The sequence below is a fragment of the Pseudomonas lutea genome (genome assembly GCF_000759445.1).
Taxonomy (GTDB): domain Bacteria; phylum Pseudomonadota; class Gammaproteobacteria; order Pseudomonadales; family Pseudomonadaceae; genus Aquipseudomonas; species Aquipseudomonas lutea.
Genome location: NZ_JRMB01000002.1, coordinates 1,768,505 through 1,790,974, shown reverse-complemented (window position 1 = coordinate 1,790,974; position 22,470 = coordinate 1,768,505). Strand labels below are relative to the sequence as shown.

Genomic DNA, 22,470 nt, shown 5'->3' with positions numbered 1-22,470 from the left:
CAGGCCCACACACAAATAATCGGACGGAAATTTCACGACTTCTGTTATATCGTAACGCCCTGTGTCAATGCGGCGTGCCTGCGCAAGGCGGGGCTGGCCTGTGACGGGAACAGCGGCCGGTAAGACGTTAAACAGTTTTGGAGTAGCAATGCGGGTTGATCTGGACGATGAGGGCGTTACGCCGGCGAGCCTGCCACGGTTTCAGCGGGCGGTTATTCAGTCGCGGCGTCTCTCACGGCTGACATATCTGACAGGAGCGGCAGGCGTAATCGGCTTGGTGGTATCGCTTTTTGTCGACCTCTTTTCGCCAAATTCACTGTGGACGGCTGTGTTGACCAACAGCGCTGCGAGCCTGCTGGTGCTCGCCGCGGCGCTACAGTCTGCGCAGGTGGTCAGCCAGTGGCGCGCGAGGGTAATCGCGCCGCCCGTGCCAGCGCGTGACGACCGTGACGCGGTGGTTAATGGTGACGAGCAAGGCTGGTACGACCGCCTGCTCGGTCGAATCGGCGGGGCCGGTACGTCGATGGTCGGCCAGGTGGGCTTGCCGGTGTTCTGGCTCGCTGGCTGGGCATTGCTGTCACTGATCAGCATCGGGCTGATCTGGAACCTCACCTTGGCGGGGAGCAATGTTGGCCTGCTCGGAAACGTGACCGGTGGCCTGCTGCTGTTGATGTGTTTTGCGCTCTTGGTGCTGGAGCGGCAGCTGGCTAACGAGACAGAGGCGAGTTGGCCGGAAGCTGTGCAACTGGCGCAGCTCACCCGGGTGGCAATCGGGACGCTCTTGGTCGCAGCGTTCTGCCTGTTCTTTTCTTCGTTTGACCGGGTATGGCCTGCACGATTGGCGGTGCTGATCGGACTCCTGCCTGGTCTGGTTGCGGCCGAGTTGGTCATCCGGGCTTTACTGTCCATTTTCAGCCCGCGCAACGAGCAACTTGAGCCACGCTTGATCGCAAGCAGTTTCGTTGCCGGGTTGTTGCGCTGGCCGCCGCGCCCGTTGCTGGCGCTGCAAACCGAATTGCACAACCGTTTTGGAATCGACCTGCGGCAGATCTGGGCGTTTACCTACATGCGCCGAGCTTTCCTGCCGGTGCTGGCGGTCATACTCGGCCTTGGGTGGCTGCTGAGCGGGGTCCATGAGATTCCCATGCAGGGCCGCGGCATCTATGAGCGCTTTGGCAAGCCAGTTGAAATCCTGCAACCAGGCTTGCACGCCGGTTTGCCTTGGCCGTTCGGCACGGTGCTGGCGGTCGAAAATGGCGTGGTCCATGAACTCGCCACCAGCGTCTCCGAGGGTGCTGCTGCCGAGCAGACGCTTGACCCCGCCGAAGGTCCGCCGCCCGCCGTCGCCAACCGGTTGTGGGATGCCACTCACATCAACGACAAGTCACAGGTGATCGCGAGCGGCTCCGGCGACAAACAGAGCTTTCAGATCGTCAACATGGACGTTCGCTTCGTATACCGCATCGGCTTGACGGACGAGGCCGCGTTGGCCGCGACCTACAACAGCGCCGACATTCCCAGCCTGATTCGCAGCACCGCCAGCCGGATATTGGTACACGATTTTGCCTCCCGTACACTTGATGAGCTGCTCGGTGAGCAGCGCAATGATCTTGCCGCTGATATTGGCGATGCCGTTCAGCGCGACCTGAAAAAACTCAACAGTGGCGTGGAAATTCTGGCCACTGTGGTGGAGTCGATTCACCCACCGGCAGGCGCGGCCAATGCTTACCACGCGGTACAGGCTGCTCAGATCAGTGCTCAGGCATTGATCGCCCGGGAACGTGGCGCGGCGGCCGATCAGGCCAATCTGGCTCAGTTGCATGCCAGCATGGCTGGTGATCAGGCAGCGGCTAATTCTCGTGAGGTGATGGCCACTGCCCAGGGAGCGGATTTGCGGTTTGGCGCAGAGCAACAGGCTTATGCCAAAGCCGGTCAGGCGTTCCTGCTTGAGCAGTACCTCAGTCAACTGACCGCCGGGCTGCTGCACGCCAAGCTGCTGGTGCTGGATCATCGACTCGGCGGCACCAGCGCGCCAACGATCGACCTGCGTTCCTTTACCCTCCCGGTCGACCCCGCAACGTCGTCGCAGTCAGCTGAACAGCCCTCGGCTGAATAAGGAGTCGTCCATTGAGTCTGTTTCATTCTCACGATCACCATGATCATTCCGGCCATGACCACGCAGGCCACGGCCACGGTGGCCACCATCACGGGCATCACCACGGCGATACCTCGGCGCCGGCAGGTTTCCCATGGCGTCGCGCCGGATTGGCGGCGGTGCTGATTGCTTTCGCGGTAGCAGCGGCGAGCCTGGTGCAGGTGCGTTCGGGTGAAGCCACTGTCATCACCCGTTTCGGTAACCCGGCCAGGGTGTTGCTCGACCCGGGCCTGAGCTGGCGCTGGCCTGCGCCGTTTGAAGCGGCGATTCCCGTCGACCTGCGCTTGCGGACCACTTCAAGTGGTTTGCAGGATGTCGGCACGCGCGATGGCCTGCGCATCATCGTTCAGGCGTACGTCGCCTGGCAGGTGCAGGGCGATCCTGACAACGTAAAGCGTTTCATGCGCGCCGTGCAGAACCAGCCGGACGAAGCGGCCAGGCAGATCAGAACATTTGTCGGTTCAGCACTGGAAACCACTGCTGCGAGCTTTGACCTGTCCAGCTTGATCAATACCGATGCGAATCAAGTGCGCATTGCCGATTTCGAAAACCAGCTGCGCCAGCAGATCGACAAACAGTTGCTGACGACTTACGGGGTCCGTGTCCTGCAAGTCGGTGTCGAACGCCTTACGCTGCCGTCGGTGACACTAAACGCGACGGTCGACCGCATGCGCGCCGAGCGCGAGACCATTGCCACCGAGCGTACGGCGATTGGCAAGCGGGAGGCAGCGCAGATTCGCTCGGCTGCGGAACGGGACGCGCGGATTGTCGAAGCCGACGCGACGGTGAAGGCGGCAGATATTGAGGCGCAGTCACGCGTTCAGGCCGCGCAGATATATGGCCGCGCCTACGCCGGTTCGCCGCAGCTGTACAACTTGCTGCGTTCGCTGGATACCCTCGGCACAGTGGTCGGGCCAAGCACCAAGCTCATTTTGCGCACCGATGCCGCCCCATTCCGCGTACTGGTGGACGGGCCGCCAACACTGGACAGCAAGGCTGGAACGCAGCCATGACCGAGCACGACTCGGCGCCGGTCGAGCGGCCCGTTATCCAGAGTCCGTGGCTGCAGGCCAGTCGGCTGGCGTTTCTGGGGCTGTACGCCGTCACCTTGCTAGCGGCCGTGGGCTGGGCCGTCTCAAATGTCCGGGAGATCAATCCACAAGACCGCGCCGTGGTGTTTCGCTTCGGTGAACTGGATCGAGTGCAAAACGCCGGCTTGCTGCTGGCCTGGCCGCAACCGTTCGAGCAGGTGGTGCTGCTGCCTTCCGCCGATCGCGTAATTGAGCGCCACGTCGAAACCTTGTTGCGCTCGCCCACGGCGTTGGCCGCCGATAAGGTCACCAGCTTCGCAACGCCGATGAGTGATGCGCTCGCAGGCTCCGGGTACCTGTTGACCGGCGATGCCGGTGTCGTGCAGCTCGATGTCACCGCGTATTACAAAGTGACGGATCCACGGGCCTTCGTGTTGCAAGGTGAGCACGTGCTGCCAGCGCTGGACCGTCTGGTTAACCGCAGCGCGGTAAGCCTCACTGCAGCCCGGGACCTGGACACCATTTTGGTCGCGCGTCCGGAGCTCATGGGCTCTGACAGCCAGTCGGCCGAGCGTCGTGAGCGTCTGCGCGGCGACCTGGTGCAGGGCATCAATACACGGCTCGCCGAGTTGACGGCCACGCAGGTTGGTTTGGGGGTGGAGGTCGTCAGGGTCGACGTCCAATCGAGTCTACCGGCCGCTGCGGTGAATGCTTTCAATGCAGTGCTCACCGCCAGTCAGCAAGCCGATCAAGCCGTGGCGAATGCCCGCACTGACGCGGAAAAGCTCAACCAGACCGCTAACCAGCAAGCCGACAGAGTGCTCCAGGTGGCTCATGCCCAGGCATCCGAGCGGTTGGCCAAGGCGCAGACAGATACCGCTGCGGTGACAGGACTGGCCCAATCCATCCAGAACAAAAGCGACCCCGGTCTCCTGCTGAGGATTTACCGCGAGCGCGTTCCGGTCATCCTCAAACAAGCAGGGTCGGTGACCACCGTCGACCCACGCGATGATTCCCGCCTGATCATTCAGGGAGCTGACAAATGAGTGGCGAAGCCGCGCACAACCATTCCCATGATCACGCCGCGCCTGTCGTACCGGGCAGCATGCTGACGGGCCGAGAGCAGCGCAGCGCTGCCCGTCAGTTGACCCTGGCAATGCTTGCCTTGGGGTTGCTGGCACTAGGTTTGGTCTGGCGATTCTTCGCGCCCGGGCAGGTAGGCGTCAGCCAATTATTATTGGGCGCAGCTTCTCTTCTGGTGGCGATCCCGGTAGTCAGCGCGGGATGGCACAGCCTGCGCTACCCCAGCTTGCATGGCATCACCGATCAGCTGATTGCTTTGGCTATGCTGGGCGCCTGGGCAACGGGAGATTTGATGACCGCTGCACTACTGCCGATCATTATGATCTTCGGCCACGTGTTGGAGGAGCGCAGTGTCATCGGCTCTCAAGAGGCCATTCAGGCGCTGGGTCGGCTCACTCGCAGCCATGCGCGGCGGATCGACGAGGATGGATCAATCCGCGAAGTTGATAACGGCACGCTGGTCGCCGGTGATCGGGTTGAAGTCCGGGCTGGCGACCGTGTGCCGGCTGACGGACGAGTAATCTCCGGGCAGGCCAGTCTCGACACGGCGCCGATCACCGGAGAGTCAGTGCCGCTGGAAGCGCGGGCCGGAATGGAAGTCTTCGGCGGTGCGATTAACCTCGATGGCTTGCTGCGCATCGAAGTAACACGTATTGGCAACGAATCCACGCTGGGCAAAGTCATCGCCCTGATGCAAAGCGCTGAACGCTCGAAACCGCCGATCACGCGCCTGCTCGAACGATACGCGGGCAGCTACATGGTACTGGTGCTGCTGATCGCGGCGGTGACATGGTTCATCACCAACAATGCCCAGGCGATGCTGGCTGTTCTGGTCGCCGCGTGCCCCTGCGCGCTGGTGTTGTCTGCGCCGGCCACGGCCATCGCAGGCATTGCCGTCGCCGCCCGTCACGGGATTCTGATTCGCAGTTCTGCATTCCTCGAAGAACTGGCGGACCTTACCTCGCTGGTTGTCGACAAGACGGGGACGCTGACGTACGGCAGTCTGCGTTTACAGTCGGTGCAGGCAGAAGAGGGCGTGCACGATGAGGTGCTCGCGTTGGCGGCAAGTCTGGGCTCAGCCAGCAGTCATCCGGTGAGTCGCGCGTTGGCGAATCTGGTGGAGAAGGATCATCTGCTGGCGCTGGATGACATTCGCGAGCGCCAGGGCCTGGGTGTTGTCGCGCAAACGGCGCGGGGTGAAGCGGCGTTGGGTCGCCCCGAACTGTTCGCGCAGTTGGGCATTGTGACCTCACCGGTTCCGGATCACGACGGCCCCATTGCAGGCCTTGCCGTCGATCGCCATTTCATCGCCTGGCTGCTTCTGGCTGACAGCCTCAAACCGGAGGCCCGTCAAGCGCTGAGCGAGTTACGCGAGCTGGGCATGGGGCGACAATTGTTGCTGACGGGAGACCGCCAAAGCGTAGCGGATAGCCTGGGCAAGGAGGTGGGCATCAGCGACATTCACGCTCAGGCCTTGCCGGAAGACAAACTCACCCGGGTCATGAGCGAAATCAAAAAAGGCTTTCGTCCGATGGTCGTCGGGGACGGCATCAACGATTCTCTGGCACTCAAAGCCGGGGTGGTCGGGGTCGCGATGGGGGCGGGCGGAGCCGACATCGCCCTGGCCTCTGCCGACATCGTGCTGATCGGTAGCGACCTGCGCCGCCTGGGTACCTGCGTGCGACTGAGCCGGCAGTGTCGGCATACGTTGCAGGTCAACGTCATCATCGGGTTGGGCTGGACGCTGGCCATTGTCGCAATGGCGGCGTTCGGCGTTCTGGGCGCAGCAGGAGCGATGATTGCCGCGGTGCTGCATAACCTCAGTACACTCCTTGTGCTTGGTAACGCGGGCCGGCTGCTTCGCTTTCATGAGCCCATCGCGAAATTTCATAGTGCTTTAAAGCCCTGATAATCCGAAGATTTCGCTGAAACTACCGCTTTAGAGCGCTTCGCTAAGTATTAAAATTTGCTTGAGCTTTGTAGATCTCTGTTACAAATTATATTCAGTCTTGTCAGGGTGCTCCATTTGCAGGCGTCACGTTGGCTCGAATTCTGGGGCACAGGGTAGTACCCGTTGTAGATTCGTCGCTGTCCATCATGCTGAATGCCTGAGACTCCCGAGTTGGAGTCGGTTATGGACTGCCCTTTTCCTGTAGCTGGATAAGGGGGATTTCATATGCTTGCGCAACTTCCACCGGCGTTAAAAAACCTGCATTTGCCGCTTCGTCTGCGTCTGTGGGACGGCAACGAGCTTGAGTTGGGCAGTGACCCCTCCGTTACGATTCTGGTGAAAGACCCATCGTTGGTCTCCGACTTCACCCATCCAAGCCTGGACTTGCTGGGCAGTGCTTTTGTGGAGGGTCGACTTGAGCTGGAGGGTTCTATCAGCGAGGTGGTACGCGTCTGCGATGAACTGACAAAAGCGCTCGGCGATGAGGATGACAATAATCCTCCAGCGCGGACTGAACACGATAAGGCCACCGACGCTGCGTCGATCTCCTACCACTACGACCTTTCCAATGACTTCTACCAGCTGTGGCTGGACCGGGACATGGTCTATTCCTGCGCCTATTTCAAGACTGGCACTGAAACACTGGATCAAGCGCAACAAGACAAGTTTCACCACCTGTGCCGCAAGCTGCGTCTGAAACCGGGTGAGTACCTCTTGGATGTGGGCTGCGGCTGGGGAGGGCTGGCACGCTTCGCAGCTCGCGAATACGGGGTCAGGGTCTTCGGCATCACCTTGAGTCGCGAGCAACTTTCCCTGGCGCAGGAACGAGTCCGTGCCGAGGGTCTGCAGGACAGGATCGACCTGCAACTGCTGGACTACCGCGACCTGCCCAAGGATGGCCGTTTCGATAAGGTCGTCAGCGTTGGCATGTTTGAGCACGTCGGCCATGCCAACCTGGAGCTATATGCCAAATGCCTGTTTGACGCGGTGAAGGAGGGCGGCCTGGTGATGAACCACGGCATTACAGCCAAGCACACCGATGGTCGCCCCGTCGGCCGAGGCGCTGGTGATTTCATTGACCGTTACGTGTTTCCCAATGGAGAGCTCCCGCACCTGTCGATGATCAGCGGATTCGTCAGCGAAGCGGGTTTGGAAGTGGTCGATGTCGAAAGCCTTCGTCTGCACTACGCGAAGACTCTGGAGCACTGGAGCGCTCGCCTGGAGGAGAAACTCGACATCGCGGCTGCGATGGTGCCGGAGCAGGCGCTACGGATATTCAGGCTTTATCTGGCGGGGTGCGCTTATGCGTTTTCCAAGGGCTGGATCAATCTTCATCAGATACTGGCGGTCAAGCCGCGTGCCGACGGCAGCCATGATTTGCCCATGACGCGCGACGACTTATACCTGTAAGCAACTGAGCTCCGTGCGCGGGAGGCTTGGCACGGGGCTCATTTGGCATTCGTCCCAAGCCAACAAGGCGATGCTTTAGGGTTGAGAGTGGCCACGCGATCCTGTCGACGGATATTCACAGGATGGGCGAAATCAGCCTCGCCACTCTCATGCCCAGTTGCTGGAGGTGATGGGTCTCTTTACTTTCTTCGCTGGAAATCTCGTGGGACAAGGCGAAGTCGTCAATCAGCATGTTCTCGACTTCACGCGCGAAGTCCTCATCCACGGTGAGGAGCATGAGTTCGAAGTTGAGCCGAAACGAGCGATTGTCCAGGTTCGCACTGCCGATAGCCGAGATCGCACTGTCGACCAGCACAACCTTTTGGTGAAGAAACCCGGGCTTGTAGCGAAAGATACGAACCCCTGCACGCACTGCTTCAAACGCGAACAGGCTCGAGGCGGCATACACCGTGTAATGATCAGGCCGCGATGGCAGCAGCAGACGCACGTCTACGCCCCGTAATACGGCCAGACGCAACGCGGCTGAGACGGCTTCATCTGGGATGAAATACGGTGTGGTGATCCATACGCGTTCGGTCGCTGCGTGGATGGCCTCAACGAAAAACAGAGAGCAGGTTTCCTGCGCATCGGCAGGGCCGCTTGCGAGCAGTTGGCAGAGGACCCCGTCTTCCGGATAGCTGTCCGGCAAGATCAGCGGCGGCAGTTCTCGGGTTGCCCAAAACCAGTCTTCGGCGAATGACTCTTGCAGGCACGCCACAACGGGGCCGATAACAGCCACGTGAGTATCACGCCAAGGTGCGAGCGGTGGCTTGAGTCCGAGGTATTCGTCGCCCACGTTGTGCCCTCCGACGAAGCCCTTTACTCCGTCTACCACTACGATCTTGCGGTGGTTGCGGAAGTTGATCTGAAAGCGAGTCAGCCAGCCGCCTCTGGTGGCGAATGCTTTGATCTGGACACCACCGGCGCGCAGCTCATCGATGTAACGCGCCGGCAGTGCATGGCTCCCGATTCGATCATAGAGCACATAAATCGCGACGCCCGCTGCTGCACGTTCGAGTAACAACGCCTGCAGGCGACGTCCCAAGTCATCGTCATGAATGATGAAAAACTGAACGAAGACGACCTCGCGTGCGCTCTTTATGGCCTCGAAGATCGCGCTGAATGTTTCGTCACCGTTGATCAGTAGCTTTACTTCATTGTTTGCCAGACAGGGCATCCGCCCCAACTTCGGCATCGCGCGCAGTGAGCGATAGGCATCCGATCTTCGAGCGGCTACGGCCTCTTCAATCCAGGGCTTCCAGTTGAAATCCGCGATCGCCGTGCGCATTTCAGTATTCGCCTGACGTCGCGCTTTGATGTAAGCGTCGAACGTGCTTCGGCCGAACACCAAGTAAGGAATCAGCGCGACGTAGGGGATAAAAATGAGCGGCATTGCCCAGGCAATCGAGCCCTGAGCCGTTCGAACGGTGAGTAAGGCGTGGATTGCTGCGACAATGCCCAGCAGGTGCGTGAAACCGAGCAAATAGCCAAAGAAATACGGGCTGTGGTAATCCATGCGCAACCTTGTGCCAGACGCGTGATGAGTGTCTAACAGACCACACCGCACCGCGATTGTCGCTATTTTATTGAGGCTGCAACTGGCTACCGTATCCACCGTCTAATCGTCATTACATTAAGAGCCGCAAGGGCTTCGTCCAATCTTCCCTAGAAACTCACAAGGAACCCGATCCATGAAAAAGCGCGTACTTGCGTTGATGGTTTGTCTGACTGCTCCCCTCGCTCAGGCGCAAGTCCTGCAACCGGGTCTGTGGGAATTGAGCTCCAGCAACATGCAGGTGGACGGGCAGCAGATGCCTGATCTGCACGTGATGCTTTCCCAGTTGCAAATGATGGCGCCGCAGCAACGAGCGGCCATGGAACAAATGCTGGAAAAACAAGGCGTTACTCTGGGCGGAAAAGGCGTGCGTATTTGCCTGACGCAGGAGCAGGTCAAGAATGAGCAAATCCCGCTCACCGACCCTAAGTCCGGCTGTACTCAGCAAGTCACTGACCGCACCGGCAAGACCTGGAAATTCAAATTTAGCTGCCCGCGAGCTCAGGGCACAGGCACCGCCCAGTTCCTGAGTGACCGGGAGTTTAATACGCATGTGATTGGGTCCTTCAACGCAACGGGCCAGCAGCAAAATGGCAGCATGGACACCCGTGCGGTATGGCTTGGCCAGCAATGCGGAACGGTCAAACCGAGAACCTGACCGTATCTGCACGACCTTCACGCCTCGTTTCTCGGGGCGTTCTTTTTTGTCCTCCATCACCTGTGTTCCACGTGGAACACGTTCGTGTTTCACATGAGGTAGACGGGGTTAGTCATTGATCCCGCTGGCTAAAGGCGCTTCCGAACTTATAGAAAGCTTCATCTTCAGCTGGCATCCCGCCTGTTACATTATAACTAACTGCCCTCTTCGAGCCGGGATGCTCTTTTCCATCGGAACGTGCCATGCACCGACGTCAAATGCTGCTAAATATGATTTTGGCCAGCGCCGCTTTTGCGCTTCCGTTTTCTGTGAATGCAACTCAAATCCGTAACGCACGCCTGTGGCGCTCCGATAGCAAGCTAAGACTTGTGTTCGATCTAAGCGGCCCGGTGCAGTACAAGACTTTTACGCTCAGCGCGCCTGAGCGAATCATCATCGACGTCAGCGGCGCGCATCTTGAAGGCGACTTCAGTCAGTTGGCGCTGGAAAATACGCCCATAAAATCCATCCGCTCCGGGCATTTTGGGGCCAGTGATACACGTATCGTTCTGGACCTGACGTCGCCTGTGCAGCTCAACAGTTTTTTGTTGGGGCCAGAAGGTTCGCAAGGCAACCGGCTCGTTCTGGATCTGGGCCACGATGCGCTTGCTCGCGCCCCAGTACAGCTAGCTGCAGCGGCACCGCTGGTTAAGGAGCCGCAGGCGCCACTCGCGGCAAGGGACCGCTCAAAGCGCGACATTATGGTGGTAGTAGACGCAGGCCATGGCGGCAAGGATCCGGGGGCTGTCGGCTCCAGAGGTGAGCGTGAGAAAGACGTCGTGCTGTCCATCGCGCAGTTGCTGGCCAAGCGCCTGAAGCGCGAAAAAGGTTTCGATGTGCGTTTGGTCCGTAACGATGACTTCTTCGTGCCACTGCGCAAGCGCGTTGATATTGCGCGCAAATACAACGCGGACATGTTCATCTCGGTCCATGCCGATGCGGCGCCCCGGCTCACCGCCTCGGGGGCATCAGTGTTTGCGTTGTCGGAAAACGGCGCTACCTCTGCGACAGCTCGTTTCATGGCCCAGCGCGAAAACGGCGCTGATCTGATCGGAGCAACCAGTCTGTTGAATCTGAAGGACAAAGATCCAATGCTGGCCGGGGTGATTCTCGACATGTCGATGAACGCTACCATTGCGGCAAGTCTTGAGTTGGGCCACACCGTATTGGGGAGTCTGGAGGGTGTTACCACGCTGCATCAAAAGCGCGTGGAACAGGCCGGCTTCGCGGTTCTGAAGTCCCCCGACGTGCCGTCGATTCTGGTCGAGACCGGCTTCATCTCCAACAGCCGCGACAGCCAGCGTCTGGTCACCGCACGACATCAACAAGCCGTAGCGGACGGGTTATTCGACGGGATGAAGCGTTACTTTGAACATAATCCTCCCGCAGGTTCCTACGTCGCATGGCAACAAACGCAGAGGGCGGACGAGGCGGCAGTTTGATGCTGATGCAGTCTGGCAGGCAGCCCGGCAAATGAGGTCGCCTGCCAAACTCATCACCCACCCTTAATGGCAGCCCGTTACGCGGTCGCACGTGATTCTGGTTTTGTCTCCGCTCGAGCTGGACACTCGGCTAATCGTAGTCCAGCCCACTTTCTGCACGTACCCCACCCATGCCTCACCGTCAGACGCCAGCCCGGTAAAAAACGTCAGCGATCCGTAACGGCTGTTGGTCTGCGCCCACGTGCGTCGCTGGATGCTTTCGTAACCGCGCACATACATCGTTTTCCCTGCCGACGCCACGCTGTAGCGGTTTCCCTGCACATCGACGCAGGCCAACAGCGTTGCACTGCGTGTGCATTGGGCTCTGTCCAGCCTGGGCGATGGCGGCATGGCAAACACCGGTGCGCTCATTAGCAGTAAACACACAGGCCAGAAACGAAATAACCGAGCCATCTACGGCCTCAAAAAAGATTAGCGTAAATGCAGCGTTATACTATAACGTAAAGATTCATCGCCGTTGCATACCCTTTGTGAGACCTCATGAACCGTCTTCCCGTTACCGTCCTGTCCGGCTTTCTTGGCGCAGGCAAAAGCACGCTGTTGAACCACATTCTGCGCAATCGTGAGGATCTTCGGGTTGCCGTTATCGTCAATGACATGAGTGACATCAATATTGATGGCGGCGAGGTGCAGCGGGATGTCAGCCTCAATCGCGCAGAGGAAAAGCTTGTTGAGATGAGCAATGGCTGCATCTGCTGCACCTTGCGCGAAGACCTGCTGGAGGAGGTGAGCCGACTTGCCCATGAGGGCAGATTCGACTATTTGCTGATCGAGTCCACCGGCATCTCCGAGCCCCTTCCAGTGGCCGAAACATTCACCTTTTGCGATGAGCAGGGCCGAAGCCTGAGCGATGTAGCGCGTCTGGATACTATGGTCACGGTGGTTGATGGCCTGAACTTCCTGCAGGATTTCAACGCGGCAGAAAACCTGAGTACCCGTGGCCAGACTTTGGGCGAGGATGATGATCGCTCCATTACTGACCTGCTGATCGAACAGATCGAGTTCGCCGACGTCATCCTGATCAGCAAGATCGACCTGATCAGCTCAGCCGATCGGCAAGAGCTAACGGCCATTTTGCGCCGCCTCAATAGCGAGGCAGATATTCTGCCGATGGTCATGGGTGCCGTCCCGTTGGGCAAAATCCTCGACACCGGCCGTTTCGATTTCGAGCGAGCAGCTCAGGCGCCAGGCTGGCTCAAGGAGCTACGCGGCGAGCACACACCAGAAAGCGAAGAGTACGGGATCGCATCAAGGACTTATCGAGCGCGTCGGCCCTTCCACCCGCAACGCTTCTTCGACCTGCTGAACGCACCATGGGAAAACGGACGACTGTTACGCTCCAAAGGCTCGTTCTGGCTCGCGAACAAGCATGAGGATGCCGGTAGCTGGTCCCAGGCCGGCGGCTTGATGCGGCACGGGTTTGCCGGCCGCTGGTGGCGGTTCGTGCCCAAGGCACAGTGGCCGGCTGACGACGAAGACATCCGGGCGATCATGAAGAGTTGGGACGGCGAAACAGGCGATTGCCGGCAGGAGTTGGTGTTCATCGGTCAGAACATCGACTTTGCCCGACTGGCCGCCGCACTGGATGAATGTCTGCTCACCGACGCCGAGCTGGCACTTGGCGTCGCAGGCTGGCGCTCAATGCCAGATCCGTTCGGCGACTGGTACCACAACGCGGCATAGCAGGGCGGGTTAGCTGAGGTCAGTGCGCCTTCCAGACGCCTTTGCTTTGCTGCTCGCAGAACGGCTTGAGAAACGCTGCATCGCTGGCCACGCCGTAATAGTGAATGTTTTGCCGATAAGGCATATTGGCGACCTGCGCATTGCTGCATTCACCAAATGAGCCGGCTGGGCATTGTTCCGAGTAGGTGACGTCGGTTTTCTGATCCTTGAGCTGGGGTTTGCAAAAGCCATCGTGGAACAAGTCTGGGGGAATATTGATATTTTCCTGGCAGACTTTGACGTCCACTCGCTCGCCCTGGCTGTGCACGACGCACGATTCGGCCCAGGCGCCGGTGGCCGTCAGTGTCGAAAGCAACCATGCCAGCCGCATGGGCAGCCAGTTTGCGCGCATCCTCTATCTCCGTCAGCGCTCATCTCGGGAGCGATGTTAAACATGGCCAACCTGCTGCAGAACATCCCCACTCATGTCATCGCCGGCCCGCTGGGCGCTGGCAAGACAAGCCTGATCAGGCATCTTTTGAGGCACAAGCCCAGGCACGAGCGCTGGGCTGTCCTGATCAATGAGTTCGGCCAGATTGGCCTGGATGCTGCGCTGTTGACGACCGCCGAAGATGGTATCGCACTTGGGGAAGTGGCTGGCGGCTGTCTGTGCTGCGTTAACGGTGTACCGTTCCAGGTGGGTCTCGGACGTCTGTTGCGCAAGAGCAGACCTGATCGCCTGCTCATTGAGCCCTCCGGGCTAGGGCATCCGCTTCAGTTGATCAAGCAGTTACACGCTGCGCCTTGGGCCGGTGTTCTGGCGGTTCAACCCAGTGTCATGGTGCTGGATGCCCAGGCGCTGACCAGCGGCACGGTGTTGCCCGGCGCCCAGCAAGAAGCGTTGATGCACGCGGGCCTGCTGCTGCTGAACAAGTCAGCCGGGCTCAATGGTGCAGAGCGGCATGCAGTCACCGCTGCGCTACCTGACTGCGCGGTGCACTGGACCGACCACGGTGTTTTGCCTCTGGATTTACTGCCAGGGATCAACGTTCAGGCCCAGATGGGCGCAGACGATCCTGCACTACCCAAGTCTCTGGCAGAAATGCCCGGAGCATGGCCCGACGCGATGGCGCCGGTCTGCTTGATCCAGCAGCAGGCCGAAGGCTGGAGCATAGGCTGGCGCTGGCACCCTGAGCGCGTATTTGATGCCTCACATGTACATGCCTGGTTACGGTCTTTGGGCTGGCAGCGTGCAAAAATGGTTATCCACAGCGAACGGGGATGGGTCTCAAGCAACGCTCTGAGTGAAGAGGATTTAAGCTGGACCCACAGCGAGTGGCGCAAAGACTCACGTCTTGAGCTGATCTTCGACTGTCCTCAGGATGAGGCTGCGATGCAGCAGGCGATGGCGGCCTGCCTGGTGTAAAGCGGGTTATCCACAGCTGATCACTGCTTCCACTTATTGTGCTCCTGCCGCCACTGGCTCAGCTGGATGATCTCGGCGGTTGGCTTGGGGTCCTTGATTTCGAACGGGTAGGGCGCCAGTTCGATCTGCGCCGCATGGGCACCGAACATAGTGATCGTGCCCGGATGACGATGCTCGCCAGTCACGGTGAACTCGAAGTTGTAGACCCGCGCCAAACGCTTGCGGCCCTCGTTGTCTCGCTTGAAGGTCACTCGCTTCAGCGCCACGTTGCCATCGAGCAACTCGAGGTCAAGCTTGGCACAATGCTGCTTGACCCTTTCGAGCGCCCGCTCCCGCAGGCCGTGGGCGTGCCACAGCCAAGCGGCGCCGCTCGCCAACAGCATCAGCACGAAAATGTTGCCCAGTGTCAGCATGGAAAAAAGACTCCAACAGAATGCCTGCAGCTTAACTGCGTCGAGTGACAGACAGCCATAGCCCGAAAGTTTAATTTCGCTTCACTTCGACCGGCATCGCCACTACTGTGCTTTCCCGGTCTCAGGAACCTGTCATGAAACGTTCGCCCCATCTACTCGCCATCCAGTCGCATGTCGTATTTGGTCACGCGGGGAACAGCGCAGCCGTGTTCCCTATGCAGCGTATCGGCATTAATGTCTGGCCGTTGAATACCGTTCAGTTCTCCAACCACACGCAATATGGCCAGTGGGCGGGCGAAGTGCTGGCGCCGCAGCAAATCCCGGCGTTGGTCCAGGGCATCGCCGCGATAGGCGAGCTGGGCAATTGCGACGCGGTGCTGTCCGGGTACCTGGGGAGCGCCGCGCAGGGGCGAGCGATTTTAACCGCCGTTGCGCAAATCAAACGCGCCAACCCTCGCGCGCTGTACCTGTGTGACCCTGTCATGGGGCACCCGGAAAAGGGCTGCATCGTGCCGCAGGAGGTCAGCGATTTCCTGCTTGATGAAGCCGCGGCGGTTGCTGATTTCCTCTGCCCTAACCAGCTTGAGCTGGACAGCTTCTCGGGTCGTCAGCCCGACTCGCTGGCTGACTGCCTCGGCATGGCGCGTGCGCTGCTTGCCCGAGGCCCCAAGGCGGTTGTGGTCAAGCACCTGGCTTACCCGGGCAAGCCTGCGGACGGCTTCGAAATGCTGCTGGTCACTGCAGACGAAAGCTGGCACCTGCGCCGGCCGCTTCTGGCATTTCCGCGACAGCCGGTTGGGGTGGGCGATTTAACTTCGGGCTTGTTTCTTTCCAGAGTTCTGCTGGGTGACAACCTGCGCAGCGCGTTTGAATTTGCAGCCTCGGCGGTGCACGAGGTGTTGCTGGAGACCCAGGCCTGCGGCAGCTACGAGCTGGAGCTGGTGCGCGCGCAGGACCGAATCGCTCACCCGCGCGTCAGGTTCGAGGCGGTCCGGCTGTAAGCCGAAACCCGGCGCTGAGTCAAACCGGCTCATCCTTGATTTCACGATAACGCTTCTCCAGTTCCTGACGGATCTGGCGGCGTTGTTGTGCCTGCACGTAACGACGCTTGTCTTCGCTGTTGGTGGGCGACAATGGCGGTACGCTGGCCGGTTTGCGCTGGTCATCCACCGCCACCATGGTGAAAAAGCAGCTGTTGGTATGACGAACCGAGCGCTCGCGGATGTTTTCAGTCACCACCTTAATGCCCACTTCCATGGACGTGTTGCCGGTGTAGTTGACCGATGCCAGAAAGGTGACCAGCTCGCCGACATGAATAGGCTCACGGAAAATCACCTGGTCTACGGACAGCGTTACCACATAGCGGCCTGCATACCGGCTCGCACATGCGTAGGCAACTTCGTCGAGGTACTTCAGCAGCGTCCCGCCGTGAACGTTGCCAGAGAAATTGGCCATGTCCGGGGTCATCAATACAGTCATCGACAGCTGGGCGTTTCCGGGTTCCATAACGTGCTCACGGTTCAAAAGGTCAGAAGGCACCTTGCTCAGGTGCTCGAATGCAGATTGGCAGCAAATCCATCCATACCGGGACGCCGACGACTGCTCTGCCGTCACGCCCGTTCCCATCTGTTTCCATATATTGCACCGGCTTTATCCGATTTTGTGCGGTGTTAACCTGCGAAAGCCGCCGGATGGGCTAAATCCTGCGTACCAGTCAGATTTTTCGAGCCTTGTTGGCGATATTTCGTACGGCATTTGTATCGATTGACGGGTACGCGCATTGAATCGCTTGTCAGCAGGAGCCGCGCGTATGCATGCCATCAGCTTCATTCAGGATCTGGCTGTGATCATGCTCGTGGCCGGCGTTGTAACGGTAGTGTTTCATCGACTCAAGCAGCCCGTGGTTCTCGGCTACATCGTTGCTGGCTTCATCATCGGCCCGCATACCCCGCCATTCGGCCTCATTCACGATGAGCAAACCATCAAGACCCTCGCCGAACTGGGCGTGATTTTTTTGATGTTTTGCCTGGGCCTGGAATTCAGCCTTCGCAAGCTGTTCAAGGTGGGGGCAACGGCGTTCATCGCCGCGTTTCTCGAAATCACCCTGATGATCTGGATCGGCTACGAAATCGGGCAGTTCTTCGGTTGGAACACCATGGACTCGCTGTTCCTCGGCGCCATTCTGGCCATTTCGTCTACCACCATCATCGTTAAGGCCCTGAACGACCTGAAAATGAAAAACCAGCGTTTTGCTCAGTTGATCTTCGGGGTGCTGATTGTCGAAGACATTCTGGGGATCGGGATTATCGCGCTGCTGTCGGGCATCGCCGTGAGTGGCTCAGTCAGCTCCGGAGAGGTGTTTTCCACCGTCGGCAAACTGTCGCTATTCATGGTCGTCGCGCTGGTCGTCGGCATCCTTGTCGTCCCGCGCCTGCTGGCGTACGTCGCAAAATTTGAAAGTAACGAAATGCTATTGGTCACGGTACTGGGCCTGTGTTTCGGGTTTTGTCTGCTGGTGGTGAAGCTTGAGTACAGCATGGTGCTGGGCGCTTTTCTGATCGGGGCGATCATGGCTGAGTCCAGGCAGCTGGCGAAGATTGAGCATCTCGTCGAGCCCATCCGTGACATGTTCAGTGCGATCTTCTTTGTTGCGATTGGCTTGATGATCGATCCGAAAATTCTGCTGGATTACGCGTGGCCCATCGCGGTGATCACCGTCGCGGTGGTGATGGGTAAGATGATCTCCTGCGGCCTCGGTGCTTTCATTGCGGGAAACGACGGCAAAACATCGTTAAGAGTAGGCATGGGTCTGTCGCAGATCGGCGAATTCTCTTTCATCATCGCAGCGCTGGGGATGACGCTGCAGGTCACCAGCGACTTTCTCTACCCCGTTGCGGTGGCGGTGTCCGCGATCACGACTTTACTCACGCCTTACCTCATACGCGCCGCAGATCCTCTGTCGCACACGCTGGGCGCCGTCGTTCCCGAGAGGATGGCCCGGGGTTTCGGTATGTATGGAGAATGGTTGCGCAGTATTCAGCCTCGAGGGGAAGGCGCGCTGTTGGCAGCGATGGTCCGAAAGATCCTGCTGCAGGTCGGCATCAATCTGGCATTGGTTATCGCGATATTTTTTACCGGTGCGTTCTTCGCCGAGCGCATCGGCGTTTACTTCAGCGATTGGGTGAGTGATGTCGGTCAGCAAAAGGCCTGGATCTGGGGCGCGTCTTTGCTGCTGTCACTTCCGTTTCTGATCGCTGCCTATCGGAAGCTCAAAGCGCTTTCGATGCTCCTGGCAGAGCTGAATGTGAAGCCGGAAATGGCTGGCAGGCACACAGCACGTGTCCGCCGGGTGATCGCTGAAGTGATCCCCTTGCTTTCATTGATGGTGATTTTCCTGCTGATCGCACTGCTGTCCTCCAGCATGCTGCCAACGCGCGAGTGGCTAGTGCTGATCGTCGTCGTGGCGGCCATCGTGGCCGCCGTATTGTGGCGCTGGTTTATTCGGGTTCACACGCGAATGCAGGTCGCGTTACTGGAAACCCTGGGTAATCACCCGGAGCCTTGAGGCGCGAGCCCCAAGTCCGATATTCGGGACAGCAGGTCGGCGTTTCAGCTTTCCAGCCAGACGTCCCGCGCCCAGTGCCAGACAGATTCCCAACTGTCTTCGGTGACGATTTCTTCCTCGCCCGACCACAGCACCACGGTGCCGTCTTCTTCGACGCAGTAGTAATCGTCACCGTCCTGGCACAGCGGGATCAATTCACGGGGAACGCCGATGTCCCAAGCAGTTGCTGCCACTTCCGGGAGATAGGTGTGTGAGCCTGAATCGGTCACGGTGACCGGTTCAAGGCTGCCGTAGACCACATCGCTGACGGTCAGCAAGAACTCCTTGAAGACAAACGGGATGTTGATGAACAGCTGCTCTTCAATCTCGACCAGTTGGTCTTCATCAGGCAGCTCGAGCGGGACAGGAACCGGTTCATTGGCTTCACGGAGTTGTTCGATGACTTCTTCCACGACGTGGATCCTCTAACGATTTGCGCGGGTTATACAGCAGCTTAAAGACAACGCCAAATTAACTCGGCTTCTATAAAAACAGAACCCCGGAACAAGTCCGGGGTTCATTTGCAGCTGCTCAGTGGTATCAGCCGTTTTGGCGGATACCTGCAACCAGCCAAGGCTGGTTGTCGCCCTGGGCGCGTTCCATGTTCCAGCTCTCGCTGAACACTTCGCCCTGGTCGAAGCGCGATGTTTTCGACACACCGGCAAAGGTCAGCGTGGCGATGGTTTTGTCGGCGCGATCATCCAGACCGTCGAGCTGCACGGTAAGGTTGTCGATGTAGGTCGACTGGAAGCCTTCACCCAGATCTGCACGCTCTTTTTTCAGGAACTGCAGCATCTGTGGGGTCACGAACTCGGAGATCTTGTCCATCTCGTTCGCGTCCCAGTGCTGTTGCAACGACTGGAAGTGGCTGCGTGCCGCCTCAAGAAAGCGTTCTTCATTGAACCAGGCCGGCGCGTTGATTACCGGACGGGCTGTTGCTGCAGATGCAGAGCCGCCAAACATCGAGTTCTGTGCAGGTTGTGGTTGTTCAAAGGCTTCACGCTGGAACGGAGCGCCAGCAGGGGCCATTTGTGGTTGCTGTTTACGTCGACGCGCCGCGATGAAGCGGAAGATCACGAACGCGATGATCGCCATGATCAGGATGTCGAAGAACTGCATGCCCTCAAAGCCACCGCCCATGAACATGGAGGCCAGGAGGCCACCGGCGGCGAGACCGGCCAATGGGCCCAGCCATTTGGAAGCACCGCCCGCAGCAGGCGCAGGACGGCCAGCGGCGTTGGGTGCTGCGGCAGGAGCAGAAGGAGCTGTTTGGCGCGCCTGGTGACTTGGCGCCGAGCCCATGCTCTTGCCACCACCGAAGCGCGCAGCATTGACATCGAGGCTCATGGTGAGCCCGATAATCATTGCCAAAGCGATGCTAAGAAAACGTTGCATAAGGGAATTCCCGTTTGTGGATTGCACGCGCGCCATGTTGCACAGGACAAGTGGGTATGACCAGCAGCCATATGTTTCCGGCTTTTGCGTGGAGCTTCATCATGCCCGTCCGACTTGGGTCGTAGGCAGGTGGAGAAAGTTCTGTAGGAAAGATGGGGGGACGGTTGTGGGAATGCAAGAGCAGCACCGAGGCGACGTCCCGACGGACGCACCCGAATCGAGACAGCTGTGCCAGAGACTTCCCTGATCCCGGCACGCTGTATCAAAGGCCGATCAGACGGGCTCCAGCTTTGCGTACCCCAGCATTAACCACTTGCTGCCTTCAGAAAAGTTTACCTGCACCCGCGCCTGCGCCCCGGAACCTTCGAAGTTCAGGATAACGCCCTCACCGAACACAGCGTGCTGCACGTGCTGACCGAGCGAGAACTGGCTCTGCGGGATGTTTTCGCCGTCGAACAAGCGACTCGGAGCCATCGTCTTCGAGCCGCCGAACGGACGCGTCACGCTGTTGGACAGGCGCACTTCCTGAATAAGGTTGGGCGGCACCTCGCGCACGAAACGCGAAACCTTGTTGTAGGTTTCGCTTCCATACAGGCGTCGGGTCTCCGCGTAAGTCATTACCAGGTGCTGCATGGCCCGGGTAATGCCCACATACGCAAGACGGCGTTCCTCTTCAAGGCGACCGGGTTCTTCCAGGCTCATCTTGTGCGGAAACAGGCCTTCTTCCATGCCGACCAGGAACACATATGGAAACTCCAGGCCTTTGGCGCTGTGGAGCGTCATCAACTGGATGCTGTCTTCGTGTTCATCGGCCTGAGTGTCACCGGCCTCCAGTGAAGCGTGACCCAGGAAGGCTGCCAGGGGCGTCAGGTCTTCCTCTTCTTCACTGTTCTCGAATGCGCGCGCAGCGCTGACCAGTTCCTCAAGGTTTTCCACCCGGGCCTGGCCTTTCTCGCCTTTCTCTTCCTTGTGATAGGTGATCAGGCCGGACTGTTCGATGACCGTCTGGGTCATCAAGTGCAGTGGCATGTCAGCAGCTTTGGCGGCGAGATTTTCAATGAGCTCGATAAAGGCGCCCAGTGCGCCTGCTGCGCGACCGGCCAGGCCTTTATTGGCGACGAGCAAACGCATCGCCTCCCACATCGAAACGTGAGCGTGACGCGCATGCTCGCGAATCGCTTCGACGGTCTTTTCGCCGATTCCGCGGGGCGGCACGTTGATCACCCGCTCCAGCGCTGAATCATTACCGCGGCCGTCCAGCAGGCGCAGATATGCCATGGCGTTCTTGATCTCGGCGCGCTCGAAGAACCGCTGGCCGCCGTAAATACGGTACGGAATGCGCTCGCGCAGCAACGCCTCTTCGAGCACTCGCGACTGGGCGTTGGAGCGATAGAGAATGGCGATGTCGCTGCGCGCGAGGCCGGTCTTGATCGCGCTTTCAATGGTCTCGACGACGTAACGCGCTTCATCATGTTCGTTGAAAGCGGCATAAAGGCTGATCAGCTCACCGTCGCCGACGTCCGTCCACAACTCTTTGCCCAATCGGCCGCTGTTGTTGACGATCAGACCGTTGGCCGCCTTCAGGATGCTCGCAGTGGAGCGATAATTCTGCTCCAGGCGAATGGTCTCGGTGTCGGGAAAGTCATCGGAATACTGGTGAATATTCTCGATTTTTGCGCCGCGCCAACCGTAGATGGACTGATCGTCATCGCCGACGACCATCAGGCTGTCGCCGCCCTGAGCGAGCAAACGCAGCCAGGCGTACTGAACGGCGTTGGTGTCTTGGAATTCGTCCACCAGGACATGACGGAAACGCCGCTGATAATGCGCAAGCAGACCAGGGTTGTCGCGCCACAGGTCGAGCGCACGCAGCAGCAGCTCCGAGAAGTCGATTACGCCGGCCCGCTGACAGGCAGCCTCGTAAGCCTCGTACACCGACTTCATGGTGGCCAGGAACAGATCGCCGCCCGCCTGAATATGTTTGGGCCGCAGCCCTTCATCTTTCTGGCCGTTGATAAACCACTGTGCCTGCCGTGCCGGCCAGCGTTGCTCATCCAGATTCAGCTCGCGCATGACCCGCTTGACCAGACGCTGCTGGTCGTCGCTGTCGAGGATCTGGAAGCTCTGGCTCAGACCCGCTTCCTGCCAGTGAGCCCGCAGCAGGCGATGGGCCAGGCCGTGAAACGTGCCGACCCACATGCCGGCCGGGTTGATGCCCATCAGCTGTTCGATGCGATGGCGCATCTCGGCAGCGGCCTTGTTGGTGAACGTCACCGACAGAATCGAATGCGGCGAGGCGTTCTCGACCTGAATCAACCAGGCGATACGGTGCACCAACACACGGGTTTTGCCGGAACCAGCGCCGGCCAGGACCAACTGACGACCCACGGAGGCAGCTACAGCCTGGCGTTGGGCATCGTTGAGGGAGTTAAGCAGAAGAGAGAGATCATCGCGCATCGAGGCATTCTAGGGTGCTGTGAGGGCGTGGGCAAACCCTAACGCTGGCCGGTCATGCTGTTGAGCGTTGTATCGGCCCGTACGCCGATT

19 protein-coding genes are annotated in these 22,470 nt (G+C 59.1%); 11 read left to right on the top strand and 8 right to left on the bottom strand.

The genetic code is table 11. From position 1 onward, the window contains the following. Nucleotides 1-148 precede the first annotated feature (148 nt). The 5 genes from hflK to cfaB all read left to right on the top strand — a co-directional run bounded on the left by hflK (nt 149) and on the right by cfaB (nt 7,630). On the top strand, nt 149-2,116 hold the full coding sequence (gene hflK / locus LT42_RS20150) for a protease modulator HflK (protein WP_037016884.1): 1,968 nt from the start codon (nt 149-151) through the stop codon (nt 2,114-2,116). A gap of 11 nt (nt 2,117-2,127) precedes the next feature. Beyond that, nucleotides 2,128-3,168 (top strand): protease modulator HflC, encoded by a 1,041-nt coding sequence (gene hflC / locus LT42_RS20145; protein WP_037016881.1) that lies wholly within the window; start codon nt 2,128-2,130, stop codon nt 3,166-3,168. Then, nucleotides 3,165-4,232, top strand: a complete 1,068-nt coding sequence (locus tag LT42_RS20140; protein WP_037016879.1) for an SPFH domain-containing protein — start codon at nt 3,165-3,167, stop codon at nt 4,230-4,232. The genes hflC and LT42_RS20140 overlap by 4 nt, the downstream gene beginning before the upstream one ends. Continuing rightward, nucleotides 4,229-6,178 (top strand): cation-translocating P-type ATPase, encoded by a 1,950-nt coding sequence (locus LT42_RS20135; protein ID WP_037016877.1) that lies wholly within the window; start codon nt 4,229-4,231, stop codon nt 6,176-6,178. The genes LT42_RS20140 and LT42_RS20135 overlap by 4 nt, the downstream gene beginning before the upstream one ends. A gap of 267 nt (nt 6,179-6,445) precedes the next feature. Continuing rightward, nucleotides 6,446-7,630 carry a C17 cyclopropane fatty acid synthase CfaB gene (gene cfaB, locus LT42_RS20130; RefSeq protein ID WP_037016874.1) on the top strand — a complete coding sequence of 395 codons (1,185 nt, stop codon included), beginning with the start codon at nt 6,446-6,448 and terminating at the stop codon, nt 7,628-7,630. 115 nt (nt 7,631-7,745) lie between these two features. Here cfaB and cls read toward each other — a convergent pair whose 3' ends face one another. Next, the gene (cls, locus tag LT42_RS20125) at nt 7,746-9,185 is read right to left on the bottom strand and encodes a cardiolipin synthase (protein WP_037016870.1); all 1,440 of its coding nucleotides are present in this window, start codon (nt 9,183-9,185) and stop codon (nt 7,746-7,748) included. 175 nt (nt 9,186-9,360) lie between these two features. Between cls and LT42_RS20120 the strand changes: the two genes are divergently transcribed. Then, nucleotides 9,361-9,882 carry a DUF3617 domain-containing protein gene (locus LT42_RS20120; RefSeq protein WP_037016867.1) on the top strand — a complete coding sequence of 174 codons (522 nt, stop codon included), beginning with the start codon at nt 9,361-9,363 and terminating at the stop codon, nt 9,880-9,882. Nucleotides 9,883-10,124: 242 nt separating this feature from the next. Further along, nucleotides 10,125-11,363: an N-acetylmuramoyl-L-alanine amidase gene (locus LT42_RS20115; RefSeq protein ID WP_037016864.1), complete on the top strand. Its 1,239-nt coding sequence runs from the start codon at nt 10,125-10,127 to the stop codon at nt 11,361-11,363. A 63-nt stretch (nt 11,364-11,426) separates the two neighbouring features. On the opposite strand, the gene LT42_RS20110 is transcribed toward LT42_RS20115, so the two are convergent. Further along, nucleotides 11,427-11,816 (bottom strand): hypothetical protein, encoded by a 390-nt coding sequence (locus LT42_RS20110; RefSeq protein WP_037016861.1) that lies wholly within the window; start codon nt 11,814-11,816, stop codon nt 11,427-11,429. Between the two features lie 87 nt (nt 11,817-11,903). Between LT42_RS20110 and zigA the strand changes: the two genes are divergently transcribed. Continuing rightward, complete coding sequence (gene zigA / locus LT42_RS20105) at nt 11,904-13,106, top strand: zinc metallochaperone GTPase ZigA (protein ID WP_037016859.1); 1,203 nt, start codon at nt 11,904-11,906, stop codon at nt 13,104-13,106. 19 nt (nt 13,107-13,125) lie between these two features. Here zigA and LT42_RS20100 read toward each other — a convergent pair whose 3' ends face one another. Beyond that, nucleotides 13,126-13,497, bottom strand: coding sequence for a hypothetical protein (locus LT42_RS20100; protein ID WP_037016857.1), 372 nt, complete (start codon nt 13,495-13,497; stop codon nt 13,126-13,128). Between the two features lie 51 nt (nt 13,498-13,548). On the opposite strand from LT42_RS20100, the gene LT42_RS20095 reads away from it, so the two are divergent. After that, nucleotides 13,549-14,511 carry a CobW family GTP-binding protein gene (locus LT42_RS20095; RefSeq protein ID WP_037017601.1) on the top strand — a complete coding sequence of 321 codons (963 nt, stop codon included), beginning with the start codon at nt 13,549-13,551 and terminating at the stop codon, nt 14,509-14,511. 20 nt (nt 14,512-14,531) lie between these two features. Here LT42_RS20095 and LT42_RS20090 read toward each other — a convergent pair whose 3' ends face one another. After that, nucleotides 14,532-14,924, bottom strand: coding sequence for a DUF3301 domain-containing protein (locus tag LT42_RS20090; protein ID WP_037016855.1), 393 nt, complete (start codon nt 14,922-14,924; stop codon nt 14,532-14,534). Nucleotides 14,925-15,058: 134 nt separating this feature from the next. Here LT42_RS20090 and pdxY point away from each other — a divergent pair, with 134 nt between their 5' ends. Then, on the top strand, nt 15,059-15,925 hold the full coding sequence (pdxY, locus tag LT42_RS20085) for a pyridoxal kinase PdxY (RefSeq protein ID WP_037016853.1): 867 nt from the start codon (nt 15,059-15,061) through the stop codon (nt 15,923-15,925). A gap of 19 nt (nt 15,926-15,944) precedes the next feature. On the opposite strand, the gene LT42_RS20080 is transcribed toward pdxY, so the two are convergent. Continuing rightward, nucleotides 15,945-16,430 carry an acyl-CoA thioesterase gene (locus LT42_RS20080; protein ID WP_037016851.1) on the bottom strand — a complete coding sequence of 162 codons (486 nt, stop codon included), beginning with the start codon at nt 16,428-16,430 and terminating at the stop codon, nt 15,945-15,947. 304 nt (nt 16,431-16,734) lie between these two features. On the opposite strand from LT42_RS20080, the gene LT42_RS20075 reads away from it, so the two are divergent. After that, nucleotides 16,735-18,489 carry a cation:proton antiporter gene (locus LT42_RS20075; protein ID WP_037016849.1) on the top strand — a complete coding sequence of 585 codons (1,755 nt, stop codon included), beginning with the start codon at nt 16,735-16,737 and terminating at the stop codon, nt 18,487-18,489. A 44-nt stretch (nt 18,490-18,533) separates the two neighbouring features. On the opposite strand, the gene LT42_RS20070 is transcribed toward LT42_RS20075, so the two are convergent. The 3 genes from LT42_RS20070 to uvrD all read right to left on the bottom strand — a co-directional run bounded on the left by LT42_RS20070 (nt 18,534) and on the right by uvrD (nt 22,380). Beyond that, the gene (locus tag LT42_RS20070; protein WP_037016846.1) at nt 18,534-18,941 is read right to left on the bottom strand and encodes an SMI1/KNR4 family protein; all 408 of its coding nucleotides are present in this window, start codon (nt 18,939-18,941) and stop codon (nt 18,534-18,536) included. Nucleotides 18,942-19,068: 127 nt separating this feature from the next. After that, nucleotides 19,069-19,923, bottom strand: a complete 855-nt coding sequence (locus tag LT42_RS20065) for a Tim44 domain-containing protein (RefSeq protein ID WP_037016843.1) — start codon at nt 19,921-19,923, stop codon at nt 19,069-19,071. Nucleotides 19,924-20,196: 273 nt separating this feature from the next. Next, nucleotides 20,197-22,380 (bottom strand): DNA helicase II, encoded by a 2,184-nt coding sequence (uvrD, locus tag LT42_RS20060; RefSeq protein ID WP_037016841.1) that lies wholly within the window; start codon nt 22,378-22,380, stop codon nt 20,197-20,199. Nucleotides 22,381-22,470 lie beyond the last annotated feature (90 nt).

What these genes read in the sequence shown, in the direction of transcription:
- hflK (WP_037016884.1), top strand. Translation starts at nt 149, where the DNA reads ATGCGGGTTGATCTGGACGATGAGGGCGTTACGCCGGCGAGCCTGCCA.
- LT42_RS20140 (WP_037016879.1), top strand. Translation starts at nt 3,165, where the DNA reads ATGACCGAGCACGACTCGGCGCCGGTCGAGCGGCCCGTTATCCAGAGT.
- LT42_RS20135 (WP_037016877.1), top strand. Translation starts at nt 4,229, where the DNA reads ATGAGTGGCGAAGCCGCGCACAACCATTCCCATGATCACGCCGCGCCT.
- cfaB (WP_037016874.1), top strand. Translation starts at nt 6,446, where the DNA reads ATGCTTGCGCAACTTCCACCGGCGTTAAAAAACCTGCATTTGCCGCTT.
- cls (WP_037016870.1), bottom strand. Translation starts at nt 9,185, where the DNA reads ATGGATTACCACAGCCCGTATTTCTTTGGCTATTTGCTCGGTTTCACG.
- LT42_RS20120 (WP_037016867.1), top strand. Translation starts at nt 9,361, where the DNA reads ATGAAAAAGCGCGTACTTGCGTTGATGGTTTGTCTGACTGCTCCCCTC.
- LT42_RS20115 (WP_037016864.1), top strand. Translation starts at nt 10,125, where the DNA reads ATGCACCGACGTCAAATGCTGCTAAATATGATTTTGGCCAGCGCCGCT.
- LT42_RS20110 (WP_037016861.1), bottom strand. Translation starts at nt 11,816, where the DNA reads ATGGCTCGGTTATTTCGTTTCTGGCCTGTGTGTTTACTGCTAATGAGC.
- zigA (WP_037016859.1), top strand. Translation starts at nt 11,904, where the DNA reads ATGAACCGTCTTCCCGTTACCGTCCTGTCCGGCTTTCTTGGCGCAGGC.
- LT42_RS20100 (WP_037016857.1), bottom strand. Translation starts at nt 13,497, where the DNA reads ATGCGCGCAAACTGGCTGCCCATGCGGCTGGCATGGTTGCTTTCGACA.
- LT42_RS20090 (WP_037016855.1), bottom strand. Translation starts at nt 14,924, where the DNA reads ATGCTGACACTGGGCAACATTTTCGTGCTGATGCTGTTGGCGAGCGGC.
- pdxY (WP_037016853.1), top strand. Translation starts at nt 15,059, where the DNA reads ATGAAACGTTCGCCCCATCTACTCGCCATCCAGTCGCATGTCGTATTT.
- LT42_RS20080 (WP_037016851.1), bottom strand. Translation starts at nt 16,430, where the DNA reads ATGGAACCCGGAAACGCCCAGCTGTCGATGACTGTATTGATGACCCCG.
- LT42_RS20075 (WP_037016849.1), top strand. Translation starts at nt 16,735, where the DNA reads ATGCATGCCATCAGCTTCATTCAGGATCTGGCTGTGATCATGCTCGTG.
- LT42_RS20065 (WP_037016843.1), bottom strand. Translation starts at nt 19,923, where the DNA reads ATGCAACGTTTTCTTAGCATCGCTTTGGCAATGATTATCGGGCTCACC.
- uvrD (WP_037016841.1), bottom strand. Translation starts at nt 22,380, where the DNA reads ATGCGCGATGATCTCTCTCTTCTGCTTAACTCCCTCAACGATGCCCAA.